Here is a 19,148-nt window from a genome sequence, read left to right as displayed (position 1 = left end):
AACCTGAAGAAGATGCCGATTTGGCACATTTCACCACACGGCAAGACACGCCATTATGGCACCACGTCCCGCAAAACTAAAAAAACTCGCAGTAAATCGGGAGATCTACTGCGAGTTAAATTACTCTTTATACCACTATTACATCATACAAATTATGCATTGTAATAGAGGTCGAACTCATAAGGATGAGGGCGTAAACGGATGGGATCCAACTCTTCAGTCCGTTTGAACTTAATGAACGCCTTAATCAGGTCTTCACTAAAGACATCACCCGCGGTCAGGAAGGCGCTGTCTTGTTCCAGAGCGATCAATGCTTCATCAAGTGACTTGGGAGCCACATTGGTTTCAGCCAGTTCCTCAGGTGTCATATCATAAATATCGCGGTCCAGCGGTTCACCAGGATCGATCTTATTCTGCACACCATCAATCATCGCCATCATCAAAGCGGTAAAGCTCAGATAGCCATTGGCAGTCGGATCCGGACACCGAAACTCAACGCGTTTCGCTTTCGGACTTCCTGAGTACATCGGAATACGGCAGGAAGCAGAACGGTTACGCTGACTCATTGCCAGCGTAACAGGTGCTTCGAAACCAGGCACCAGACGATGGAAGCTGTTGGCAGTCGGATTGGAGAGAGCAATCAGGGCACGACCGTGCTTCAGAATTCCACCTATCGCATGCAGCGCCAGTTCACTGAGACCGGCATAGCCGTCGCCCGCCATCAGGGTATTGCCATCTTTCCAGAGCGAAATATGGGTATGCATGCCGGAACCATTGTCGTCAAACACTGGTTTGGGCATGAAAGTAACGGTTTTCCCGTTTCGTTTCGCAACATTCTTGATGATGTACTTGTACCACATGAACTGGTCAGCCATCTGGAGCAGAGGTGAAAATTCCATATCGATTTCACACTGTCCCGCAGTAGCAACTTCATGATGATGGGCTTCGACTACGATGCCCACTTTCTGAAGTTCTTCCACCATTTCTGCACGCAGGTCACCATAGGTGTCAGTGGGAGCAACGGGGAAGTAGCCCCCCTTGTAACCAATTTTATGCCCGAGGTTCCCCTCTTCAGAACGACCTGTATTCCAGGCGGCTTCCGAAGAATCGATTTCGTACATGGCGCCTCTCTGATTGGAGAGATAGCGCACATCATCAAAAATAAAGAATTCCGGTTCCGGTCCAATGAAACAGGAATCGGCAATCCCCGTCTGCTGCAGGTAAGCCAGACCTTTTTTAGCGACATTGCGGGGGTCTTTATTGTAATCCTCTTTGGTGATGGGATCGACAATATCAGCCAGCACACCCACGGTAGGCTGCTTGAAAAAAGGATCAAGCTTGACCGAAGCCGGGTCTGGTACCGCCAGCATGTCTGAGCTGTCGATCGTCTGCCACCCTCGAATGGAAGATCCATCGAAACCGACGCCATCTTCGAAAGTACCTTCATTCCAGGTACTGAGGGGGTAAGAACAGTGCTGCCAGGTTCCAAAGATGTCGGTGAACTTCAAGTCGACCATCTTTGCGCCATTTTTTTCTGCAAAAGCAAAAAAATCTTTGGGAGTCATCTCAATTTGCTCCTCTATAAATTCTGAATAAACCAGCAGGTGAAGAGGTCCGCCCTACCCTGTCCTGCGAAGAACCGATCATTTCCAAAATAAGTTCAAGCAAAGACCGCAGCCAGTAAAGAATTTTACCAGGCTCCGTGTAAGCATTTCATTTTAAAACCAAAACGATTCAGATATTGGAACGCTTTTCTCTTTACTCGTTTTTGCCATGAGCATCCTGCCAGACACCCTGTTACAGGCTGCAGGAGAAACACTCACATTTTCCGGGTTACTTGTATTCATCATGACTAGAAGTAGATCGGCTGGTAAGACAGCGATTGCAGGAATTCGCAACCATACCGAAACCCTCAGGCACAGAACACACCCACTCTCGAAGCTGACGGAATCTATCGGGCGATGTGCTCTGCTAGTTTGAAAATCACCATAACGTATCAAGCGGTAGAAATCTACTGTCAAAACCAAGTTCTCTGCCAAATCAGGATCTGACAAAACGGTAACAGGACAGGCTTCATAACACAGGTTTGCGGTTTCTGAGGATCAGCAAAACCAGCGAAGCCGCAGCGCTTACTACAATCAGTCGCGATTGATAACTAAACGACGTTAATTAACAAGGTCTCCGCGTTAATTGTGAACAGGAGTCCCTGATGACGCAGCCCACTTTTCAAAGATTCACAAGGGCTTTCATTTCGCGTACCGCCTGTTCCATTCCCACCAGCACGGCCCGGGAGATAATACTGTGGCCAATATTCAGTTCGCTCACATGGGGAATGGCGGCAACGGGAGTTACATTGCGATACGTGAGACCGTGCCCCATGTGCAGTTTCATTCCCTGCTCAATCGTGAACGCCGAAGCTTTCTTCAGGATATTCAACTCCTGTTCCTGCTCTCCCGCAGAAGAAGCATCCGCATACCGCCCGGTATGCAGTTCGACAGCGTGCACTCCCGCTTTCTTGGAAGCCGCAATCTGTGCCGGATCAGGATTGATAAACAAACTGACTTCAATCCCGGCCTGCTGCAGCCGCTGAACACACTGACTTACCCGCTCTGCATTCGCGATCACATCCAGTCCCCCTTCTGTCGTCAGCTCTTCTCTTTTCTCAGGAACCAGAGAAACCTGATCCGGGTGGACATCCAGAGCAATCTGGGTCATTTCTTCTTCGGCCGCCATCTCCAGATTCAGTTTAACCTGAACGGTTTTCTTCATCGTATAAAGGTCGTGATCCTGAATATGACGCCGATCCTCTCGCAAGTGTAATGTGATTCCGTCGGCCCCCCCCAGTTCCGCCAGGACGGCTGCCCAGACCGGATCCGGTTCAAAAGTTAAACGGGCCTGACGCACAGTCGCGACATGATCAATATTTACACCCAGAGCCGGCATGATTCACATTCTTTCTATGGGATCTTCTGAAATACTATTGGAATGTCATTTTAAATTTTGGGTTGATCAATATCACGAAAGTTCGACAACGGAGCACGTAATCAACATAAACAACCCTCAATTTCCAGCTTGACCAAGCACTCTGCTGACAGATTCAACTGAAACTGGTTCACAGCAATCGCGTGATTAACAACTGCATCTTATTGATTTTTCTCAGATTATCCAGAATCGGAATCCGGTAATCTGTGACAATGCGATTTTTTCACTTCAAAAACTCAACCATTTTGTCGCATTTTTAATCAGGCCGTCGAATACCTCTCAGTTCTGACACTTCAGGTCATATTTAGTTCAAATCTGGAATTTCAACAGCTGGAACAGTCTTCAGAAGCAGGCAACCCCGGGGGTCATTCTGGTCGGTGCAGCAATTGCCTGAACGCGATCGTTCATCGATCAGAATCCTGCGGGGCTGTGCTGCATCACTGGTAAGCCCGTGCAATACACTTTCCCCAGGTTGGCTCATACAACGGAAGAAGCGAAACAGAGCCCTCTGACTGATCCGGCGTGAAAACAGATCAGCTTCCTGAATGATATCGATCGGCAGAAATCGGGATTACCTCTGACTGGGTATCAGGCCGGGGTCCACCGAGATATTCGGTATCTCCCAGTTCAGCCAGTTTCCACATCATCAGTGTCGTGGCTTCTTCCAGGACTTCACGAGACAGACGCTTACCATAGTAAGCGGAGAGATCAATCGGTTCTCCATATACCAGCGAGGTATCGGCCCGTGAATAAAACGGTTCGATCATATTCTTGCCTCGAGGGGTATTGTTGATATAGACGGGATATACGGGTGCCCTGGAACGCAGGGCCAGAAACGCAATCCCGGAATTGGCATGGGCGATGGGACGACTTTCCTGAATCCCCCCTTCCGGAAAAACGCCGATCAATCCCCCTTCTTTCAGACGTCGCAATGCTTCCCGTACGGGTACGACATCCTGCCCATTACGGTCGACTGGAATGGAATGCATGGCACGTGAAATCCAGCCTATCAGCCCCGGCAGTTCATAATATTCCCGGGCCATTAAAAAACTGATACAGCGCATCTTTTTCTGTGGATTTCCCAAATGAGAATTGTGCCAGAGGATGATCGGATCCGCCGGACTGCGGTGATTGGCGACCACGATACCTGCGGTGTCTCCCGGAAATGGACAACGACGATTCCGCCGCACATGCCACAAGCCAGGGGCATAAACCCGCGTAATGGCAAATAAAATCCAGGCACGCCAGCCATCAGGAAGATGCAGCGCCTGATAAATCAGCAGAGCTGAAGTCAGCAGCAGATAGAACAGAAGTAACAGAATGGCGGCGGCTTCAGGGTTCATCATGATTCATACAAAACAGGATGGCAGCTTTGAACAGTGACGTCAGATACGAATAATACAGTTAACACCTCATCCGTAGACAGCGTGTATTATAATCCGAATAAAAAAATCAAGGCAAGCTTATCACTGTTGTACCAGCAAATACATTATTCAGGATCTATGGAAGAGACGATTCCATTTGTGATCCGCGAAAGATATCGTCCATGCGGTTCCTGAGGCTCAGTCGACAGAATCACCGCGGAAGCATCCAGGTCGGGATCGATCCAGAAAACAGTTCCCGTTGCACCGGCATGGCCATAAGCGGAACGGGAAAGCAAATCCCCGTAATAATCACTGTTGCAGGCAGAAACGATCTGCCAGCCCAGCCCCCAGCCTTTCCCTTGCCTGGCAGCATCAGATAAGCTGGCGATTGACGGTAACTGGTCACGGGTGGCTTCACGGATTGTCTGGCGCGAGAGAATCTGCTGATCCTGAAAACGACCTCCCTGTCGCAACATTCCGGCAAAATTCCCCAGATCGGCAGCGGTCGTCAGCAGCCCTCCCCATGGTGCCCCGAACTGCCTCCAGTAAGAACTGTTCCAGTCCCAGTGAGACTCCACATCCAGTTCTGCTGGAATTCGGATTTCTGCGATTCGATCGACGCGGGGATTGTCTCCCCGAGTCCAATTCTCAGGCAGCCCCAGTGCGGTATCATGCATCTGCAGAGGTTCAAACAGAGACTGTCGCAAATAGTCGGCACAGGACAAGCCTGAAATTCGCGAGATCACTTCGCCCAGAATCGCGATTCCCGTACTTTGATATTGTACGATTCTACCGGGCGGTTCATCCGGAGTAAGTTCACAGATCTGTTGCACAAATTCAGAAAGCGGGGCATTGGCGGCCCGCAGTTCCTGGTTATCGGGAAGCATATCTGGCAATCCGGAAGTATGCGTCATCAGATGCCGAAGAGTGATTCCATGCTTGCCAGCACAACCGAATTCCGGAATAAATCTCTTGACCCGGTCTCCCAGTAAGAGTTCTCCCTCTTCCAGCAACTTCAATATACCCGAGACCACGATTGGCTTGGTAATGGAAGCGACCAGAAAAATGGCATCCAAGGACAGCGTTTCAGACTGATCTGCGATTCGCTGTCGTCCCCTGAAATAATGGCGCGACTCCTCCCCCACCGTGACCTGCAATGCAATTGCCGGAACCTGATCAGTTTGGCAGAACCTGTCAATCAGTTTTTCGACATGGTGCCAGCGTTCAGAAATAATGAGAGACATCTTTTTTCAACCAGAGAGAATCCAGGGCAGAAACAGTGCGAGCCGGGAATCCAGAGTAATCACTGGTCGTGTTTTTGAAAAGGAGCCGTGAAGAGTCTGCCTGAAAAAAGCGAAAGCCGATCAAGATCAACTTTCGCTTTTTCAATGATAACTCGAAGGACATCCTTAATAAGGGATTTCCATATCATGCAGTTGCATGAACTGGTCCAGCCTGGTGATTTCGAGAACTTCCCGAATATCTTCTGAAGGGTTGTAGAGATGAATTTCAACGCCGCGGTCACGTATTGAGGACAGCAGACCCAGCATTCCACTGGGAATCAGCTTCACTCCCGTCAGATCAAGAGCCAGTGTTTCACACTGCTGAACTTGAACCAGCTCCAGTAATTCATCCCGGACATCTTTTACACTGAAGGTATCCAGAACATCCCTGCCGCCGAAACCGGCAACACACATAGGTCCTGAATGATACACCTGGAGAATTCCTCCCTGTTGTTGTACCGTCATCGAATTTTATCCTTTTCAAAAAGAATACAGGACACGAAGCCAGGCATAAAAAATATAAAAAGAACAACTGCGTTCCGCGTGAGACTTCGCATCACATTGACAAATTCCAAATCCGATATTCGCAATTCACGTGCCAGTGAGAATGCCTATACATAAAATTGCCCCGTAGAGTAATTGGCTCTTGCGTTTTGGGAGTTAAGTACATGAAAAATCTCGTTTTATAACCGAATCTTAACCAAGCTCGCCCACGCTTCTTTTGAAACACAGCTGGAACGCTGCAGTAAAACACCTCAGTGTGTGGCAATTTAAAACACTTCACGCAGGCAAGGCTGCTGTTTCTCAAGGCACCATTTCAGTTGTCGACGCACGAAAAAAAAGAGCCCGTCATGCATGTTGCACAACGGGCTCAGGATTCGCGGGAATCCACAAAATTTATTTGATGGCGTCAAAGTCATCCTGGGTCGAAAATCAGCGAACTCGTGCCTGGAAAGTGACAACTCCGCCCTGATGACCGGGAACAGTTTCATCGATTTCAAAGGTCAGGATCAGGCTGCCTTCCTGGTTGTCTTCCACGACCAGTCGTCCTTTTCGATCACATGTGGCAGAGTCCTGAATGTATTCCAGCCGCGGTGTCAGGTTGTCGACAATCTTGATGCCTTCGACATCGAAGTCACCCACGTTTTCGTATTTGATTGTGAATGTGATGATATCGCCTGGTTCCGCGTTTTTCTTATCAGCCAGTTTCACCAGCTTCAGGTTACCTTCGGTTTTGCGTTTATCTTCAATTCCTACGTATTCTTCAGGTTTGACGGCACTCTTGGAAGAATGTGCTGACTGCTGGCGAATGGCAATCACAGGAAACTGGGTACGAGACCAGATGGCGGCTGCCTGAATCTGATAGGCAATGCGTGCTTCATCAGATTGTTCAAACTGACCTGTAGTTTCGGTCCCGGTATCCTGGAACAGATTGTTGAGTTTGGTATGCGCTCCCAGATAAGCAGTCTGTCCGACGGCTCCCTGTAGTTGTTCCGTTTCCACGCCGCTGGCACGGGAACGCATGCGAATTCCTTCCAGCTGCTCACGCTGTTTATGCTGTGTGATGACAGTCCGTGCATCCAGACCGACTCCCTGTACGGTATCTTCCGTGGTTGCCAGAGTATCGACAGAAGTACCAGACAGAGGCGAACTGGCGGAACGAATGGCTGCGAACCGGGGAGCATAAACTGCCACTCGATTCGACTTTTTCACTTCGTGATTCCCTTTGTGTGTCTGATATTCAACAATGGTATCTTCCGTATCCAGCCCCAGACGACTGTAATCGTCGTAATGAACCGGGTTTTCCCGATCACCACCATCAAACAGATATTCATCCGGATACATTTCCACCGTGGCAGGATCGGTGCCTGCAGGCAGTGTGTAATCCCGCTCTACAGCAGGAGAGAATTCACAGTAAGGAGGTCGTTCACAGACCGGAGCAGGCTGATAATAAGCAACCTGCTGGACGGCTGAAACTGGAGCCGCCTGCCGGGCAGGCGCTGACAGTGTCACAGCGCCTTCTCTGCTTTCACTGCTGTCAAAGTCGGCATGTTGAACTGATGGTGCCGGTTCTTCAATCGGTTTTGTAGTTGGTTTATCCCAGGGCATGGAAACCGATACGGGAGATAAACTGGAACACCCGCTGCTGACAGTCATCAGCATGATCGCCGCCAGAGAGCAGACACGCTGCTGACGCGATACTCCTCTTTGATTTTTCAACGACAATTTAAACACGGAATATCCTTTGGTTAAACGACTCATCAGTTTTTGACAGCGGGTTGATTTAATTCAATGACAGGTGCCCCGTTCCCGAAAAAGGCAGGGTCTTCACCATTTGTAGCAGGCAACCGGCCCCCCATTCTCAGAATCAACATTGGACGGCCCAGCAGATCAGCCTCCGCAATCAGGTTTTTCTGTGCGGTGATCGTTTGAGTCGGCTGTCGATCAAACCGGGCAGGGACTGCGGTTTGAGGTCGCTCCAGATATACAACTTTCGTCACCATCCTTCCGGACAACACGAGTTCAATATCTTCGGCAGTAAAACTGACCGGAATGGGATATTGTTCCGCCAGTCCGGCAGGAGGATGCAGACGGTCAATCAACTCGATCGTCGGATATAATTCGACACCTGGGAATTCGGGCATCCCGCTGATTTTGACGCGATATACATAACCGACACCAAAGCCAACAGAAGCGGGTGATGTTTTTTGAATAGCCTGATCAGGCCCACCTGCATAAAACGTCAGAGCGCCAGTGGAAGGCAGGCTGAATTTCATCGGTTGAATATAACCGGGTTGCACCTGGCCGGACATTGCCGCCCACTGACCGGCAACCCCGGGTGGAGTGCGCTGATTCAGAGGGTGATAGAATTGATTTCCGGAATTGTACTCGCGACCGCCGATCATCTGTTGGGACCAGGCAGCAGGTACATCCATGACAAAAACGATCAGGGTCATTAACAGTAAAGTTAATAAGCGTGATCGGTTTTGTCGGTTTAAATTCGTCATGACTAAGCGTTTCTACGATCAGTTGTCCAGAGGGATGACAGAAGAGTATTAGTCGTAAGAGTGGATAATGCAGAGCAGAGATGACACTTGAAAAGACAAGGGGTGACACTCCCGGCTTTCGCTTCCGGGAGTGTCACGTGGGTCCAGAGTCTTTTAACTGTTAATAACCAGGTCCCGGGGCCATTGTTCTTGGGTAAGAAACCTGGCCTGGAGAGTGTACTGGATGACTTTCTGAGTATTGGACATACTTAACAGGTTTCGGCAGGCTTGGTGGCGGATTCTGTTTGACGTCGATCAGGAAGTGATCCACTGGTTTGGGCAGATTGGTTTTCGATACGTTCCGAATCGTGTGAGACTTCAGACTGGCTGGTCCACCCAATGGAATATGGGGAGGGCCTGGAAGTCCGATCGGAGTTCCTGTCATGGGCATACCCCAGGCAGGAGTGGGCCCCATTCCAGAGATGGGATTGTATGCTGGCTGACCGGGAGCACCCATGCCGCCCATCATTGTGGGGACAGGCACACCGGAGGCAACACCAATCGATTCACCGGGGATCGGCATGGGAGCCATGTGTGCTCCGGCGTCACCATCATAGGAAACCTGTGAAACAGTTTCGTTGCCACCATCTTCAGTTGGCATTTCCAGATCCATGTTACCCATTCGCAGGACAGCCATAATGGTTCCACGACGATCTGCTTCCGCGACCGGATCTACACCGGGATCAAGACGGGTCGAAACCAGAGTTTCCACACCGGCGATTGCCAGTTCCTGGAACTTTTCATCTGGCAGATAGATGACCTTAGTGACAAAGTTGTTGCTTTCCACCTGATCCAGATCTTCCGGAGTAATTTCCAGAGGAATACTGTTATGCGACAGGTAAGCATCTGTCGTTGGATGTGATGGATACACCTGCAATGAAGGATACAGAGCAGGAATGGAGCGTCCGGGAATGTGTGACATCTTTAACCGATAAGTTGCTCCCTGGTTAAAGTTGTAGCGACCCGGCGCTGTGATCTGGTTTTCGGCATAGCCTTCCGCGACTTGCCAGCCCACTTTCATGCCCGCTGGTCCTACAAAGCGAACCTGTGAGGTTCGTGCTGCGTAGGCACTCATCGGAGGCGGAGCCAGCATCGGCAAAACGCCAGGCCCCGGTCCATCTACCATTGGCCCCGGTCGCTGCATCATGGCAGCTGGTGGAGCATGGTACTCACCCTTTTTAATTACCTGTTGCCCGTCGGCTGCACAGCCAACACAGACAACTACCAGTGTTCCTAAAGCCAGGAAGTAGTACTTCATCATGACCCCTTGTTCGAATACCCACGACGAATAATGCGACTTGTTAAGTGAAGAACCGTCCATCGCAAACTAAGACGTCGATCCCTGGGAAATTGGAACGGTCGACGTTCGGTTCAAAAAAGACTCAGTTTTCAGGTCGACCCAAAGCCCAAAATATCGTTAAAATGCGATCAGTCCCAAATCTCAACGATCTTATTGCTGAGCTAAACGGTCTGCCGGCTGAAATACTTCAACCAGCTAGAGGCACATAGATGGCCTCATACATCTGTTTTCGGACTAATGTGGTCCGATTCTTTGATAAATTCGTTTTTTTCCGAACAATTAGAACATGTTACGCATTTTAACCCTGACAACAGGCATCCTGCTCGTCGCAGTCCTGAATGATTTTTTCTCGATCTCTTCCTGGGCTCAATTGCCGCAAAACCTTATCAGACAGGAAGATAGCAATAGACCCAATGAAAGGCTGCTCGCGCAGACAGACGGCCAGGAGCAGACAGCAGATAAAAATGCTGCGACCGATGAGTCCGAGAAAAATTTGAAAAAAAATCCGGTGTACGCAGCGTCGCTGCTTAAAAAAGCCCGGGAAAAGCTGCTCAGTTACAGCTCGATTCGAACCCAAATTACCGAGAAAGTCGAGATCGGGCCCAAGCCCTTTGTGATCACGGGGAATTACCTGCAGGGAAAAGACCTGAAACTTCGACTTGAATTTCAGGTGCAGAGCCAAACCGCTGAGGGAAAACCGGTCGGCACTTTGCTCGAGATCTGTGATGGCCAGGTTTTATGGACAGAACACACTATAAAAGGAAATTCGCGTGTGACCCGCCGCGATGTACAGGCGATTCTCAACCAGGCGGAACTCAATCCACAGGCACAGTCAAATATGCTGGTGGCAGAGCTGGGTCTGGGAGGTCTTCCGGGTTTACTGGCCTCCATTCAGAAAAACATGAATTTCGTCAGTGTTTCAGAACGAACCATCAGTGGAAAAACATTGACGGTCCTGAATGGTGTCTGGAAAGATGAATTTCTGGCTCAATGGAAGGGGGGAGATCCGGCAGCCCCCGTCGAACTGCCCGCCTATGTACCGGATGCAGTCAGAATCTACCTGGATCAGGAATCACTCTTCCCACGTCGTATTGTCTACCTTAAAAAAACAGAGAACTCTCTGCAAAGTATTGTTACGCTTGACTTTAGTAAAGTAATCCTGAACTCACCGATCTCCGAAACGGAATTCGCTTACGAGCCACCGGATGGCGTTTTTCCTGTGGACATTACGAAACAATACCTTCAACAGTTGAATCAGAAATAACGTAAGAGAAGTGCCTGACTTGTCAGAACACTGAGCTGTAAGGGCCTATCTGTCCCTGCGCACATCTCCTCCCGGGAATCCCGACTGTTCGTGACTTGATAATCCACTACAATAGAGAGACTTAAGTCAGGCTTTGACGGTCTGATTTGACGGACTGAATTAATCAGCGATGGAATTGTACAAATGCCAGCAGCATTCACTGAAATGGAACAACGCACCGCACGATGGCAGACAAACTCTCCTCTGCTCGTTGTACCCAGCTGGGCTGCATCACTGGCCATCCATTCGCTGATTCTGCTCATCCTGATTTCCAGCCTGAACCGTTGTGACAGCGGTCAGACAGGAGGAGATGAAGGAGAACTTCGCAGCGTCGGGATCTACGTCAAACAGTCAGCAGATGCAGATCAGGCTGAAGACTCTGAACAGGAACCGTTGGAATCTCCTGAAAATCAACAGCTTTCACAGTCCCGGGAACAGATCAGCGAAGTCATGGAGCAGCCACCGGTCGCGCCGCAGCTTCCGGAATTGAATTCCAGACTGCTCGGTTCAGGACCGACCCAGGCTCCCGGCAATCCCACTGCCGACCTCACGACTGACCAGTTAATGTCCCCCAGTACCGCTCTGGCCCCCCCGGTGATGGGCGCAGGAAATGTCAATTTTTTCGACGCCGTCGATTCCGGCAAGCGATTTGTATTCGTACTTGACTGCTCGGGCAGCATGGCGGCCCCCCAGGGAGCCCCCATTCGCAAGGCCCGTTCCGAACTGATTTCCAGCCTGGCGGGATTAAATCACCAGCAGCAGTTTCAGATCATTTTTTATAATACCACCACACGTGCCATGCAGCATCGGGGAAAGTCAGCAGAACTGCTGTATGCCTCAGATATCAATCGAACCCTGGCACGTCAATTTATTCAGAGCGTCGAACCTGATGGCGGCACTGACCATCTGCCTGCGTTAAAAAGAGCTTTGAGTTTTAACCCCGATGTCATATTCTTCCTGACAGATGCCAAACACCCGCAGCTATCAAGTGCTGACCTCAATGATATTCATGAAGAAAATGGCGGCAGAGCAAAAATTCACTGCATCGAATTTGGAGAGGGTTACCCCGTCAAGGAAGGTAACTCCCTTGATAAACTGGCCCGCCAGAATAAAGGCAGCTATCGATACTATAATGTCCGCAAATTTATCAAACGCCCCTAAGGGACAGCATTAACAGCCTGCGAATCAACCGAAATCAAATTCAATCACTCAGAAAGCCTCTGATATAATGTCCTCCTCAGTATCCAAAGCGACTCGCTATACACTGCTGTTTGCCTGCCTGTTATTTTGCGTTGGCTGTGATCAGTACACCAAGAAGATCGCCGTCGAAAAGCTGAAATACGAACCACCGGTTACGTATCTCAATAATACCTTTCGCATGGAATACGCCGAGAATACGGGGGCATTTCTCAGTGTAGGAAGCCGCCTGTCGAAACCGGTTCGTTTTTTTCTGCTGGTCGTCGCTAACGCCGCATTTTTACTGCTCGTGATGGGAATGCTGGTCTTTCGCTGGCAGATGCCACTGGTTCAGTTTATCGCGCTTTCATTATTGCTGGCGGGAGGGATCGGTAATTTAATTGACCGAGTTTTCCTGAACGGGATTGTCATCGATTTTCTCAACATCGGGTTTGGCCCGTTGAGAACTGGTATATTTAATGTCGCCGACATGGCAATTACGGGAGGCGCACTGCTCATGCTCTTTTCCTGGTTTTTCACTAAGGACCAGCCTGAACTGAAAACCGAGAAACCCGTTTCAGAACAGAACACTCCAGCAACTGCGGAATAACTCCATTCCCCAGTCGAAAGAATTCCATGCGAACTTTTTTGTTGATCAACCTGGCGCTTGTATTCGTATTTCAGAATACAGAGATTACCTGCGCACAGGATAAGATCGAAGTTCGTCCGGATCATCATGTAGGCCAGGCCACGCTGCCCTGTACGATTCTGGATTTCACGCAATCAGAGATCAAAGTGAAGCTGCTGCCCAGCGGCACTGTGAAAATCTACCCCAGCTCAGAAATCGTCAAGGTACATACACCGCAGACAGAACAGCACCAGCAGGGGCTGGAACAGCTGCATAACGAAGAATACGAAAAAGCCATTGAATCATTCAGTGAAGCTCTGAATATCGAAAACCGTCTCTGGGTCCGCCGTGAAATCCTGGCCTTGATGACCAAAGGCGCCTTGGCACTGGGAGACAATCTGAAGGCAGCACTGCGATTTCAAATCATGGTTGAGAATGAACCAGATGCCCGTTACTTTGAGTTGATTCCGCTCGACTGGGGAATGAAAGAAACCTTGTCCCCCGTCCGGAATGCAGCGCAAGGCTGGTTAACCAACCCGGATGAAGTTCAACAGCTGATGGGAGCCAGTATTCTGTTAACGGCTCCTGACTATCAGGCACAGGCAGAAGCAGCACTCCGCTCCCTGGCAACAAGCCCTCACGTCAACATCCAGCAACTCGCACGCACCCAGCTCTGGCGACTCCGCTTGCGTGCCGGCGACATCAGCCTGCTGGAACTGCAGCGCTGGGAACGCAATCTGAACCAGGTTCCGGAACACCTCAGAGCAGGCCCTCATTTCCTGCTGGGAACCGGCTACGCCATGCTGGATCGACACGGGCAGGCAGCTGCTTCATTTCTCTGGATTCCACTTGCTGAAAACTCAAACCCTCAACTCTCTGCAGAGGCCAGTCTGAAAGCCGCTGATTCCCTTCTGGCCATGGGACAGACCAGTAACGCATTGAGACTCTACCAGGAAACAGCGGCCCGCTACGCAAAATCACCTGTACAACAGATGGCATTGCAGATGATTGACCAGATCACAAATAAAAGTTCTCAATCCACAACACAAGATAATTGAACAGTACGAATTTTTTCTGGAAATGAATGATTTGATGGATCGAAGCAAACCGCTGAGCAAATACCTCTGGGGCAGTCTGATCTGCGCCTGCCTGTCACTGGCGACTCCTGCCTTCTGCTTTGCTGCAGAGGATTCCGAAACGGCTGCCGGATCAGACATCTCTAAAATCGACTTCCGGCAGCTCGTTGATGATGCAGGTGCCATCGGAATCATCATCGCGGTCTTGAGTATCGCGATGGTCGCATTAATCGTCGAACATGTCATCAGCATCCGCAGCAATGCATTGATGCCCCCCGGGCTGGCTGAAGAAGTGCATGGCTTAATCACGCAGCAGCAGTATCGCAGTGCCGATTCCGTCTGCAAGTCAAACCCCAGCTTTCTGTCATACGTGCTCTCTGCCGGCCTGGCTGAAGTCCAACTGGGTTACGGGGCTGTTGAAAAAGCGATGGAAGATGCCGCCATGCAGCAGTCCGCGCGATTGAACAGAAAAATCGAATACCTGTCCGTAATCGGTACACTTTCTCCCATGCTGGGACTGCTGGGAACTGTCTGGGGTATGATCCTGGCCTTTTCGGAATTCACTGCCAAAGCCAATCCGGATGTGGCAGAACTGGCTCCCGGAATTTCCAAAGCGCTCATCACTACTCTGTTTGGACTGAGTGTCACAGTGCCCGCGCTCGCCAGCTTTGCTTTCTTCCGCAACAGGATTGATGAACTCGTTGCACAATCTTCACTCCTGGCAGAACATGTTTTTGCAGACTTCAAACGTAATGTGGCAGTACCAGCAAAACAGTCGGGCAAACCACTCCGCAAGCGACCGGAAGAGGAGCAGGCACAGCGACTCGCCGATCAGCAGGGAACGCGACCCTCAGCACCTCCCGGAGGATAAAGCAGATGAGAGTCCCCATGCGTCCCCGCCAGCCGGGGATCCGATTTAACATCACCCCCCTGATCGACATCGTCTTTCTGCTGATTGTCTTCTTTCTGGCAGCGACTCACCTTACGCAGAATGAGAAGCTGGAAGCGGTCGAATTACCCGAAGCCTCTCAAAATGAAAATGAACCGGATGAAGCACCCCGCCGGATGATTATCACGATCACACAGGATGATAAACTGCATCTGCGCGGTAATGAAATCAGCCCGGAAGAACTGGAAGCTCAGCTTTTGTCTCTGGAGGAAAGCAAACGACACGAGATGGAAATCAGAATCCGCGGGGACCGGCGGATTCCCTATCGAATCGTTGAAGCCGTGCTGATCAGCTGCGCCCGCGCAGGGATCTCAAACGTTAAATTTCTAGTCCTGAACGAGTAACCGGCCCAGCCATGAAAATCCCTTCCCATCATAACAGCCGATCAGACATCCAGGATCAGGCTACCATGACGCCGATGATTGACGTGGTATTTCTGCTGCTGATTTTTTTCATCAGCGCCTCCGCGAATCAGATTCGTGAATTTCTGCTGCCGACAGAACTGGCGACGGGCAGCATTGAATCTGTCGAATCAACTCCGCAGGAACAGCCACTGGGTGAAGTCTGGTTAAAACTCAAATGGCAGGATAACCAGACCATTGTAGAATTAAATGAGCGCGAGTATGCTCAGTTCGATCAATTGAAACAGACTTTGATGCAATTGGCCGAACTGGCACCTGAGATCCCGGTGATTCTGGATATCCAGGCAGAAGTCCCCCTGGGCGAAATGATTCGCACCTACGATACCTGCCTGGCTGCCGGGTTCCAGTCGATTAATTTTGCAACCGATGCGAATAAAGTCACTCCCAAAAAGAAACTGTGAACATCTCAAGATTGAAATCTGTAATTCCCCATGAAGTTATTTGATACCCACGCCCATCTGGATGAAGAAGCCTTTCACCCCGATCGCCCGGAAACCGTGCAAAACGCCATCGACGCCGGCGTGGAGACAATCCTCTCCATCGGCATCACCGCGGAAAGCAGCCAGCGAGCCGTTGATCTGGCAGCAACTTTTGAAAATGTTTTCGCAGTAGTCGGGATCCAGCCTAACTACGTCGCTCAAATGAAACCCAATGACTGGGAACTGATTGAGTCACTCTCAACTGCCGAGAAAGTCGTTGGCATTGGTGAGACAGGACTGGACCGTTATTGGGATTACGCACCGATCGAATTGCAGCAGGAGTATTTCCGCAAACACATCCAGCTTTCCCGTAATCGGGATCTCCCATTTGTGATCCACTGCCGCGAAGCGGAAGCTGATGTGATCGAACTGTTACAGCAGGAAGCAAACGGGGTTCCTTTCAAAGGGATCATGCATTCTTTCTGTGGCAGCCCGGAGACAGCGGTCGCCTGTCTGGATCTGGGTCTGCATATTTCTTTTGCCGGCATGCTGACCTTTAAGAAAAATGACGAACTGCGAGAGACCGCCAGACAGATCCCCCTCGATCGACTGCTGGTTGAAACTGACGCCCCTTACCTCGCCCCGGTTCCCATGCGAGGCAAAAGAAACGAACCTGCATTTGTGAAATACACGTGCGCCTGTCTGGCAGAACTCCATCAGAAAACTACGGAAGAGATGGCAGAGATCACTACCGCCAACGCCAGAGCACTCTTCAATATTGCCTGAAACAGAAGCCCGTTTTTTGAGGGATTCTTCAGAATCGCTATTTCTTTCGGATGGATACTTTCATTTTTATTCAATCCTGCTATTGTTAGACTTAGTTCAATTATGGAAATAACTTGCGTCAATTGAAACCACAACAGAATTACAGAAACGCGTTCAACGAATTCCCTCAGCTTACTGACAACTGTTTTTGTTGAAAGTAGCTTCCGAAACGCTCAGTATATCTGGATACAGGCTAGGATGGTCATGATCAAAAAGTGGCTCGCGCACGCCTTCGCGGTAGAACGCCCCGAAGATTTTGCTCCCACCGTCGAGCAACAGCAGATCGCAGATCGCATCTGCAGGGAAATCATTCGCCGGGAAATGGTGACCCTGGCAATCCTCACACTGGAAACCTGCCGCCCCCTGAATTACATCGGCTCCCAGGCCATCCATTTCTTCACCCCCCTACTGTCAATCCTGGTAGACCCCCGCGCCCAGAAGACCTTTGCTGATTTTCTGGAGCAGCGCGGCTCGATTGAATGGCTCTGTCAGCGATTGGAATTTTTAAGCAATGCCAAGCCGGAAGATCGAGCTCCGAATGCGGAGCCCGCGCCATCGGGGGTATCAAAAAACGATGATTCCTGACTATAAACACACAGCCTGAACGACACTTCAACTGCTCTCAGATTGACACGGATGGTGAGTCAGCTATGAATTCCACGACAGCAAAACAACTCGATCCCAATCAAATCAACGTCATCCTGGCGACCGATTGTGGCAGCACGACAACCAAGGCCATATTAATTGAGAAAATCGATGGGGAATACCGCCAGACATTTCGAGGCGAAGCCCCCACGACCGTCGAGGAACCCGCCGCAGATGTGACGGTAGGTGTCGTCAATGCCGTTACCGAAGTCGGCGAATTAGCAGGTCGCAAACTGATCGATGACAATGGTGAAATCATCCGACCGGCACAGGGAGACACCGGTTGCGACATTTATATTTCGACCTCCAGCGCAGGGGGCGGACTGCAAATGATGGTCGCTGGTGTGGTTCGCGAAATGTCCGCCGCCAGTGCGAAGCGCGCCGCCCTGGGAGCAGGAGCGATTGTCATGGACACGATCTGCTCGAACGACAAACGACTGCCTCACGAACAGATCCAGCGCATCCGCGAACTGCGCCCTGATATGATTCTTCTGGCGGGAGGCACAGATGGAGGGACTCAGAAACACGTCGTTGAGCTGGCAGAGCTGATTGCGCCTGCCAAACCGCAGCCGCGTTTTGGGGGTACCTATAAAATGCCAATCATCTTTGCGGGAAACCAGGAGGCGGCAGAACTGGTTGCAGAAGCCTTTGATGATGATGTGAAACTGACGACCGTGGCAAATGTCCGTCCGGTACTGGAAATGGAGAACCTGGCCCCCGCGCGGGACGCCATTCACGATCTGTTCCTCGAACACGTGATGGCTCATGCCCCGGGGTACAACAAACTGATCTCCTGGGCAGATGCGCCGATCATGCCGACACCCGGTGCCGTGGGAAACATCCTGCAGACGATCGCCGAGCAACAGAATATCAATGCCCTCGGCGTCGATATTGGCGGTGCGACGACCGATGTTTTCAGTGTTTTCAATGGCACCTTTAACCGTACAGTAAGTGCCAACCTGGGGATGAGCTACTCGATTTCCAATGTCTGCGCATCAGCAACCTTGCCCATGATCTTACGCTGGGTGCACCTGGAAATGGATCCGCGTGAACTGCGGAATCATATCAAGAATAAAATGATCCGCCCGACAACCATTCCGCAGACCCGGGAAGCGCTGGTCTTCGAACAGGCGGTCGCCCGCGAAGCATTGCGTCTGGCTTACATTCAACACAAAGAGTTCGCCACCACTTTAAAAGGGGTTCAACAACAGCGAACGGTGGGTGACACTTTCAGCCAGAACACCAGTGGTGCCTCGATCGTCGATAACATGAAACTCAATTTGCTGGTCGCGTCCGGTGGGGTACTTTCACACGCCCCCAGTATGAATCAGACCGCCTCCATGATGATTGATGCATTTGAACCGGAGGGCATGACCGTACTCGCCAAAGACAGCATTTTCATGATGCCTCATCTGGGAGTGCTGGCACAGGTCCATCCCCGCGCAGCACTTCAGGTATTCGAGCGTGACTGTCTGATCTATCTGGGTACCTGTATCGCCCCCCGTGGTCTATATCGTGCTGGTAAAACATGCTTTCGATACCACATTCGCAGCAAATCGCTGGAAGAGTCTGGTGAAATGCTCTGTGGTGAAATGAAGCTGTTTCCCCTGGATGAAAATGAACAGGCGGTTGTCACCGTCGAACCCAGCACCCTTAAGCATATCTCCAATTTTAGAGATCATCTTAACTTCAGCGTGCTTTTCGTGTTTGTCTTTGTATTTGATATATT

Annotated in this window: 18 protein-coding genes; 10 read left to right on the top strand and 8 right to left on the bottom strand. The window is 50.4% G+C overall.

The genetic code is table 11. The features are described 5' to 3' along the window. Positions 1-152: 152 nt before the first annotated feature. The 8 genes from glnA to AACZ40_RS20250 form a co-directional block, all read right to left on the bottom strand. The gene (glnA, locus tag AACZ40_RS20285) at positions 153-1,565 is read right to left on the bottom strand and encodes a type I glutamate--ammonia ligase (protein WP_339675606.1); all 1,413 of its coding nucleotides are present in this window, start codon (positions 1,563-1,565) and stop codon (positions 153-155) included. A gap of 661 nt (positions 1,566-2,226) precedes the next feature. Next, positions 2,227-2,943 carry a pyridoxine 5'-phosphate synthase gene (locus AACZ40_RS20280; RefSeq protein WP_291167252.1) on the bottom strand — a complete coding sequence of 239 codons (717 nt, stop codon included), beginning with the start codon at positions 2,941-2,943 and terminating at the stop codon, positions 2,227-2,229. Between the two features lie 572 nt (positions 2,944-3,515). Next, positions 3,516-4,328 carry a lysophospholipid acyltransferase family protein gene (locus AACZ40_RS20275; protein WP_291167249.1) on the bottom strand — a complete coding sequence of 271 codons (813 nt, stop codon included), beginning with the start codon at positions 4,326-4,328 and terminating at the stop codon, positions 3,516-3,518. Between the two features lie 143 nt (positions 4,329-4,471). Continuing rightward, positions 4,472-5,590 carry a serine hydrolase domain-containing protein gene (locus AACZ40_RS20270; protein ID WP_291167247.1) on the bottom strand — a complete coding sequence of 373 codons (1,119 nt, stop codon included), beginning with the start codon at positions 5,588-5,590 and terminating at the stop codon, positions 4,472-4,474. 165 nt (positions 5,591-5,755) lie between these two features. Beyond that, the gene (locus AACZ40_RS20265) at positions 5,756-6,094 is read right to left on the bottom strand and encodes an STAS domain-containing protein (RefSeq protein ID WP_291167244.1); all 339 of its coding nucleotides are present in this window, start codon (positions 6,092-6,094) and stop codon (positions 5,756-5,758) included. Positions 6,095-6,562: 468 nt separating this feature from the next. Then, positions 6,563-7,864, bottom strand: coding sequence for a hypothetical protein (locus AACZ40_RS20260; RefSeq protein WP_291167241.1), 1,302 nt, complete (start codon positions 7,862-7,864; stop codon positions 6,563-6,565). Positions 7,865-7,890: 26 nt separating this feature from the next. Next, entirely contained in the window at positions 7,891-8,637 is a 747-nt protein-coding gene (locus AACZ40_RS20255; RefSeq protein ID WP_291167238.1) for a hypothetical protein, read from the bottom strand. Positions 8,638-8,797: 160 nt separating this feature from the next. Next, entirely contained in the window at positions 8,798-9,937 is a 1,140-nt protein-coding gene (locus AACZ40_RS20250) for a hypothetical protein (RefSeq protein ID WP_291167236.1), read from the bottom strand. Between the two features lie 325 nt (positions 9,938-10,262). Here AACZ40_RS20250 and AACZ40_RS20245 point away from each other — a divergent pair, with 325 nt between their 5' ends. From AACZ40_RS20245 to AACZ40_RS20200, 10 genes are all read left to right on the top strand, one after another. Further along, on the top strand, positions 10,263-11,240 hold the full coding sequence (locus AACZ40_RS20245; RefSeq protein ID WP_291167233.1) for a hypothetical protein: 978 nt from the start codon (positions 10,263-10,265) through the stop codon (positions 11,238-11,240). Between the two features lie 183 nt (positions 11,241-11,423). Beyond that, positions 11,424-12,440 (top strand): hypothetical protein, encoded by a 1,017-nt coding sequence (locus AACZ40_RS20240; protein WP_291167231.1) that lies wholly within the window; start codon positions 11,424-11,426, stop codon positions 12,438-12,440. A 67-nt stretch (positions 12,441-12,507) separates the two neighbouring features. Next, on the top strand, positions 12,508-13,065 hold the full coding sequence (gene lspA / locus AACZ40_RS20235; protein ID WP_291167228.1) for a signal peptidase II: 558 nt from the start codon (positions 12,508-12,510) through the stop codon (positions 13,063-13,065). A 26-nt stretch (positions 13,066-13,091) separates the two neighbouring features. Further along, positions 13,092-14,141, top strand: a complete 1,050-nt coding sequence (locus AACZ40_RS20230) for a hypothetical protein (protein WP_291167225.1) — start codon at positions 13,092-13,094, stop codon at positions 14,139-14,141. Positions 14,142-14,175: 34 nt separating this feature from the next. Then, on the top strand, positions 14,176-15,030 hold the full coding sequence (locus tag AACZ40_RS20225; RefSeq protein ID WP_291167221.1) for a MotA/TolQ/ExbB proton channel family protein: 855 nt from the start codon (positions 14,176-14,178) through the stop codon (positions 15,028-15,030). A gap of 5 nt (positions 15,031-15,035) precedes the next feature. After that, positions 15,036-15,452, top strand: coding sequence for a biopolymer transporter ExbD (locus AACZ40_RS20220; RefSeq protein ID WP_291167220.1), 417 nt, complete (start codon positions 15,036-15,038; stop codon positions 15,450-15,452). A gap of 11 nt (positions 15,453-15,463) precedes the next feature. Continuing rightward, positions 15,464-15,931 (top strand): biopolymer transporter ExbD, encoded by a 468-nt coding sequence (locus tag AACZ40_RS20215; RefSeq protein ID WP_291167218.1) that lies wholly within the window; start codon positions 15,464-15,466, stop codon positions 15,929-15,931. 30 nt (positions 15,932-15,961) lie between these two features. After that, complete coding sequence (locus tag AACZ40_RS20210; RefSeq protein WP_291167215.1) at positions 15,962-16,735, top strand: TatD family hydrolase; 774 nt, start codon at positions 15,962-15,964, stop codon at positions 16,733-16,735. A 243-nt stretch (positions 16,736-16,978) separates the two neighbouring features. Continuing rightward, positions 16,979-17,359 carry a hypothetical protein gene (locus AACZ40_RS20205; RefSeq protein WP_291167213.1) on the top strand — a complete coding sequence of 127 codons (381 nt, stop codon included), beginning with the start codon at positions 16,979-16,981 and terminating at the stop codon, positions 17,357-17,359. Between the two features lie 65 nt (positions 17,360-17,424). After that, positions 17,425-19,148 (top strand): glutamate mutase L (locus tag AACZ40_RS20200; RefSeq protein WP_339675596.1); only part of this gene is annotated, 1,724 nt, incomplete at its 3' end.

Source organism: uncultured Gimesia sp. (assembly GCF_963972345.1).
Taxonomy (GTDB): Bacteria; Planctomycetota; Planctomycetia; order Planctomycetales; family Planctomycetaceae; genus Gimesia.
The sequence above is the reverse complement of the archived record's forward strand: the minus strand, read 5'-3'. Positions and strand labels throughout refer to the sequence as shown.

Excerpts from the sequence above, each read along its gene's own strand:
- AACZ40_RS20240 (WP_291167231.1), top strand. The coding sequence starts at position 11,424 with ATGCCAGCAGCATTCACTGAAATGGAACAACGCACCGCACGATGGCAG.
- AACZ40_RS20210 (WP_291167215.1), top strand. The coding sequence starts at position 15,962 with ATGAAGTTATTTGATACCCACGCCCATCTGGATGAAGAAGCCTTTCAC.
- AACZ40_RS20225 (WP_291167221.1), top strand. The coding sequence starts at position 14,176 with ATGGATCGAAGCAAACCGCTGAGCAAATACCTCTGGGGCAGTCTGATC.
- AACZ40_RS20280 (WP_291167252.1), bottom strand. The coding sequence starts at position 2,943 with ATGCCGGCTCTGGGTGTAAATATTGATCATGTCGCGACTGTGCGTCAG.
- AACZ40_RS20245 (WP_291167233.1), top strand. The coding sequence starts at position 10,263 with ATGTTACGCATTTTAACCCTGACAACAGGCATCCTGCTCGTCGCAGTC.
- lspA (WP_291167228.1), top strand. The coding sequence starts at position 12,508 with ATGTCCTCCTCAGTATCCAAAGCGACTCGCTATACACTGCTGTTTGCC.
- AACZ40_RS20205 (WP_291167213.1), top strand. The coding sequence starts at position 16,979 with ATGATCAAAAAGTGGCTCGCGCACGCCTTCGCGGTAGAACGCCCCGAA.
- AACZ40_RS20275 (WP_291167249.1), bottom strand. The coding sequence starts at position 4,328 with ATGATGAACCCTGAAGCCGCCGCCATTCTGTTACTTCTGTTCTATCTG.
- AACZ40_RS20255 (WP_291167238.1), bottom strand. The coding sequence starts at position 8,637 with ATGACGAATTTAAACCGACAAAACCGATCACGCTTATTAACTTTACTG.
- AACZ40_RS20220 (WP_291167220.1), top strand. The coding sequence starts at position 15,036 with ATGAGAGTCCCCATGCGTCCCCGCCAGCCGGGGATCCGATTTAACATC.
- AACZ40_RS20230 (WP_291167225.1), top strand. The coding sequence starts at position 13,092 with ATGCGAACTTTTTTGTTGATCAACCTGGCGCTTGTATTCGTATTTCAG.
- AACZ40_RS20270 (WP_291167247.1), bottom strand. The coding sequence starts at position 5,590 with ATGTCTCTCATTATTTCTGAACGCTGGCACCATGTCGAAAAACTGATT.
- AACZ40_RS20250 (WP_291167236.1), bottom strand. The coding sequence starts at position 9,937 with ATGATGAAGTACTACTTCCTGGCTTTAGGAACACTGGTAGTTGTCTGT.
- AACZ40_RS20215 (WP_291167218.1), top strand. The coding sequence starts at position 15,464 with ATGAAAATCCCTTCCCATCATAACAGCCGATCAGACATCCAGGATCAG.
- AACZ40_RS20265 (WP_291167244.1), bottom strand. The coding sequence starts at position 6,094 with ATGACGGTACAACAACAGGGAGGAATTCTCCAGGTGTATCATTCAGGA.
- glnA (WP_339675606.1), bottom strand. The coding sequence starts at position 1,565 with ATGACTCCCAAAGATTTTTTTGCTTTTGCAGAAAAAAATGGCGCAAAG.